The 4,457-nt window shown below is 33.9% G+C and carries 5 protein-coding genes; all 5 read right to left on the bottom strand.

Features of this window, described 5'->3' with window-relative positions; all coding sequences use genetic code 11:
• Window positions 1–203: 203 nt before the first annotated feature.
• The 5 genes from secF to BMX60_RS11575 all read right to left on the bottom strand — a co-directional run bounded on the left by secF (window position 204) and on the right by BMX60_RS11575 (window position 4,126).
• Window positions 204–1,094 carry a protein translocase subunit SecF gene (gene secF, locus BMX60_RS11595; protein WP_091351594.1) on the bottom strand — a complete coding sequence of 297 codons (891 nt, stop codon included), beginning with the start codon at window positions 1,092–1,094 and terminating at the stop codon, window positions 204–206.
• 15 nt (window positions 1,095–1,109) lie between these two features.
• The gene (secD, locus tag BMX60_RS11590; RefSeq protein WP_091351593.1) at window positions 1,110–2,336 is read right to left on the bottom strand and encodes a protein translocase subunit SecD; all 1,227 of its coding nucleotides are present in this window, start codon (window positions 2,334–2,336) and stop codon (window positions 1,110–1,112) included.
• 63 nt (window positions 2,337–2,399) lie between these two features.
• Complete coding sequence (locus BMX60_RS11585) at window positions 2,400–3,059, bottom strand: HD domain-containing protein (RefSeq protein ID WP_091351595.1); 660 nt, start codon at window positions 3,057–3,059, stop codon at window positions 2,400–2,402.
• Window positions 3,037–3,417 (bottom strand): nucleoside/nucleotide kinase family protein, encoded by a 381-nt coding sequence (locus BMX60_RS11580; protein WP_091351592.1) that lies wholly within the window; start codon window positions 3,415–3,417, stop codon window positions 3,037–3,039. Before BMX60_RS11580 ends, BMX60_RS11585 begins: the two co-directional genes overlap by 23 nt.
• Window positions 3,418–3,433: 16 nt before the next feature.
• Window positions 3,434–4,126: a SpoIIE family protein phosphatase gene (locus BMX60_RS11575; RefSeq protein WP_091351591.1), complete on the bottom strand. Its 693-nt coding sequence runs from the start codon at window positions 4,124–4,126 to the stop codon at window positions 3,434–3,436.
• Window positions 4,127–4,457: the final 331 nt, after the last annotated feature.

Genomic DNA, 4,457 nt, shown 5'->3' with positions numbered 1-4,457 from the left:
TCCATGGCTCAATAGAGCTTTCGGAACGTCCTGTTCCTCACCCCTTCTTCCTTTTATCTAATCAGCTCTTAAATCTATCTCCTCAACTTAATCGTATCTTTGTTTAATTACCACAGCTGATGATGACTTTGTCTATAGTTTGTCTTCACTCTGAAACAAGATTTATCCTACTTTTAATGGATAAATCTTGTTCTTTGTTTTAATTAAGCTAGTTTTTTATGTTTCTTGTTAGCTTCAAATACTTTCCAACGATGCCATAATGGACTTGCTAAGAAAATTGAAGAATAAGTACCACTAATTACTCCAAAGAATAGTGGAATGGCAAAGGGTTTTAGTGTATCACCGGCAAAGAAAAGGATTGCTCCTAATACCAAAAGGGTGGTTACAGAAGTATTTATTGATCTTCTTAAAGTCTGACTGATACTTTCATTAACCTTTTGAGCTAAATCTTTACCTGGATATTTTAGATTTTCCCTAATTCTATCAAAAACAACAATGGTATCGTTAATAGAATAACCGACAATAGTTAAAATTGCTGCAACAAAGGGTTGATTTAACTCAATTTGAGTTATAGAGAAAATTGTTAGTACAACAAAAGCATCAAATAAAAGGGCTACAATTGCAGAAATTGCAAATTTGAATTCAAAGCGGAAACTAATATAAACAACTAACAAAACTGATGCCAATGTTAGGGCAATTACCGCATTGCGAATGAGTTCCCTTCCCACTACAGGACCTACAAAATCTATTTCTGTTTTATCTGATTGTACTCCAAAATTTTCACCTAATTTATCTAAAACTAGTTTCCTCTCTTCTTCATCGAGATGGATTGTTCTAATACTAAAATCATCCCCATCAAGGGTTTGTATAAAACTGTTACCTAAATTAGTTCCATCTATTGTTATTTCACTCAAAACTGAACGGATATCTTCAACAGTTGTTCCTGCTGGAAAAGTGGCAACTATTCTATTACCCCCTGTAAAATCTATACCGAAATTTAAACCTAAGGTAAGTAATGATATTATTCCTATTAGGATTATTATTCCCGATATGGTAAACCATAAATTAGAGCGTTCAATAATTTTTACTTTCATCCTATTCACCACCCCTTATGCACCAAAAAACTTAGTATTTTTTATTAAGTTAGTATTAACTAGCAGTTTTAGTAGATATTTTGTAACTACTACAGCAGTAAAGATACTTACTAAAACACCAATTACTAAAGTAACTGCAAAACCTCTAACAGGTCCTGTACCGTAAGCAAAGAGGATTATACCGACAATTAACGTAGTAATATTTGAATCTAAAATGGTGGTGATGGCTCTTCTAAATCCTGATTCCATGCCACTCCTTAATGTTTTACCATTCCGTATTTCCTCTTTAATCCTCTCAAAAATAATTATATTTGCATCTACCGCCATACCTATTGTTAAAATTAAACCGGCGATACCAGGTAATGTTAAAACAGCTTTGAAAGCAATTAATGTTGTTAAGACTATTAATAGATAAATATTTAAAGCTATACAAGCTATAATCCCAGGTAGCCTATAGAAAACAACCATGAATAATACTACTAAGAGTAAACCAAAGGCTCCGGCATATAAACTCTTAATTAAAGATTGTTTACCTAAGGTAGGTCCTACAGCCCTTACTTCTAATTGTTCTAGTTCCAATGGTAGAGCACCGGAACGTAACAATCCAGCTAATCTTGCTGCATCGTCAATGGTACCAACACCTTCGATAATTGCTTTACCATCAGTAATAACTGTCCCTGCCCTTACCACAGGAGCAGATATTACTTGACCATCTAACACTATAGGAATGGGAATTCCAGTTCCAGAAAGCCTACGGGTAAGTTCAGCAAAAACTGCTGCCCCTTCCTTATCTAATTCAATAGATACTACAGGTTGACCATTTTCTGGGCTAAATAAAGCCCTAGCATTTACAAGATTAGCTCCTGTAATTACTGGTTCCCCTTCTTCATCCCAAAATTCTAAAAGGGCAGTTTTTCCTATTAAGGCTAATACTGTTTCAGGATCTTGTTGGGCATCAGCAACCTCGATACGGATCCGATCGTTCCCTTCCCTTTGAATAATGGGTTCTAAAACTCCTAGCTCGTCAATCCTATTACGGAGCACTTCTATTGTACCACGGATAGCTTCATCGGTAACCTCTGCCCTATCCGTTGACTTAGCTTGTAATAATACATAAACTCCACCTTGTAAATCTAGACCTAATCTAGTTTCCTGTTGAATAAATGGTATAGCAAAGTAGGTCACAGTTGCGACCACTGCTAAAATTACCATCAAAGCAATTATATTTTTCCAACGCACCATAAAAATTCTCTCCCTTCACCGATGTATAGAAATAATTATAACTTCATCCAGAAATACTGTCAATTATAGTAATTTTGCATCATTGATCACTAGGCCAAAGGATGCATTTAAAAACTCTGCAGCTCTACGACACATTACCATTCTAGTTAAAAATATTTCGAAATATTCCATGACGGTAGTTATATTTTGATCAATCTTTAATTCTAAGGTGATTTTCCGATTAGTTGGATCAACATTTAAAAAAGAATGGACAGCTCCGTAATTTACCCTATCGTGGATATCAAAGGTAGAAACATCGGGATTCCTCACCCTAGATCTATGGACATCAGATTTATCTGCCAATATTAAAGCTGCAGCTACATTATTAACACTTTGGCCATATTCTTCTTCATGATTTCCAATAGCGGCGATAATTACTGCTATTTCTTCTGGATCCATTTTTAAATTCCGTAAAATATCATAGGCAATCATTGCCCCTGATTGGCCATGATTATACCTTGATACCACATTACCAATGTCATGGAGATAGCCAGCTATAGCTGCCAATTCAGCTTCCCGTTTTGGATACCCTAGCCTTTCTAAGATGTTTGCCGCAATATTTGATACTAGATTTTTGTGACGATAACTGTGTTCTGTAAAACCCATTGTACCTAAGTGTTCATCACCTTTTTTTATAAAGGTTTTAGTTATCGGATGCTCTTTAACATCTTCTACGGTTATCATTTTTATCAATCCTTTCTATCTCCAGAATTGCCTTTTCTAATACCTCTTCTATTGTTAGATTATCAGTATCAATGAATATGTCCTTATTCAAAAAAGCATCATGGAGTTTACTCCTTTGTTGAATTAGCCTTTCTTCTCCCCAGCTTATAGTTGGTCGTCTTTTCTTAGCTATTTCTAAACTACATTGCAAAAAAATTAGGATATCTGGATTATACCTTTGCCACAATTTTTTTACTACAGAATGTTCTTGAGGAACATTATAAGCCTTTAAATAACCTCTATCATTTAAACCTTTTACTAATGTAGTTTTCCCAGCTGCACAGTTTCCTACTACAGCAATTTTTAATTTTTTATTCAAAGTTTATTCCCCCTATTTATAGTGGAAAAGTTGCATTAATTTTTCTTATTAGACTTTCTTCTTCAGAAGTTTCAATTACCAATATAGTAATATCATCATTAGGTTTTTGACCATCTAGTTGTAAAGCTAAGTCAAGAATTTTGTCAGCTTTATTTTGAGTAGAAATCTTTTCTTTAAGGATATTTATTATATCTCCATCATTTATAGGATTGTTATACTTTTTCCCGGCACTCATTAAGCCATCGGTATAAGCCATGATAGTCATCCCCGTCTTCAAAGGCAATTCTTTGATTAGTGGTTTAGAAAACTTATAGAAACCTAATGGTTGAACTTGTTCTTCAAATATTATTTCCCGTTCATTATCGATTACTATCACAGGACAATGACTATTCCTTGAAATAATAATACTTTGTGTATCTAAAGCTAAAGAAATCATTGTTAAAGTTGCAGATACCTTACCATCTTTCATGGCAAAGAGATAATCTTGAACAGCCCTAGCCACTGCTCCATCCCTAGCTCCATCACTGATTAAATTTGTAATTTTACCAACTATAGAATTACTAATTACCTTTGCTGACCTTCCACTACCCTGTCCATCTACAATTATCCCTGTAACTCCCCCTAATGGTCTTTCTACAATTTCCGCAGTATCTCCACCTATCCTTTGACCATGCTTATTAACTTTGGATATTGCCACATTAACCAACATAAAAATCCCTCTTTTACTTTTTTATATTTTTATAATTGAGGAAATTGCATAATTCAAAGAGGCTGATTTTATTAAATTTATTTAAAGCAAAAAAGAGGTTTCACCCCAAAATGTCGAATATATTAAGTAGCACCAAAATAATCCGAAAGGAGTGAAACCTCTAAATGTATATTCGACAAATGAGCATAATTTCCTTTGAAGAAATTATAAAATTTCAACAAGAAACTAAGCTAGAAATGATTTTATCGCAATTAGACATTTCTAAAATAGCCTATAGTTTAAGAAAATCTGGTTATTCAAAAGGCCCAAAAGGTTATGAAGTAACATCAAT

It is taken from the genome of Anaerobranca gottschalkii DSM 13577 (genome assembly GCF_900111575.1).
GTDB classification, from domain to species: Bacteria; Bacillota; Proteinivoracia; order Proteinivoracales; family Proteinivoracaceae; genus Anaerobranca; species Anaerobranca gottschalkii.
This window is presented reverse-complemented; position numbering and strand designations above follow the sequence as displayed.

Bases quoted from the DNA above. Each gene is read 5' to 3' on its own strand.
- secF (WP_091351594.1), bottom strand. From the start codon at position 1,094: ATGAAAGTAAAAATTATTGAACGCTCTAATTTATGGTTTACCATATCG.
- BMX60_RS11575 (WP_091351591.1), bottom strand. From the start codon at position 4,126: ATGTTGGTTAATGTGGCAATATCCAAAGTTAATAAGCATGGTCAAAGG.
- secD (WP_091351593.1), bottom strand. From the start codon at position 2,336: ATGGTGCGTTGGAAAAATATAATTGCTTTGATGGTAATTTTAGCAGTG.
- BMX60_RS11585 (WP_091351595.1), bottom strand. From the start codon at position 3,059: ATGATAACCGTAGAAGATGTTAAAGAGCATCCGATAACTAAAACCTTT.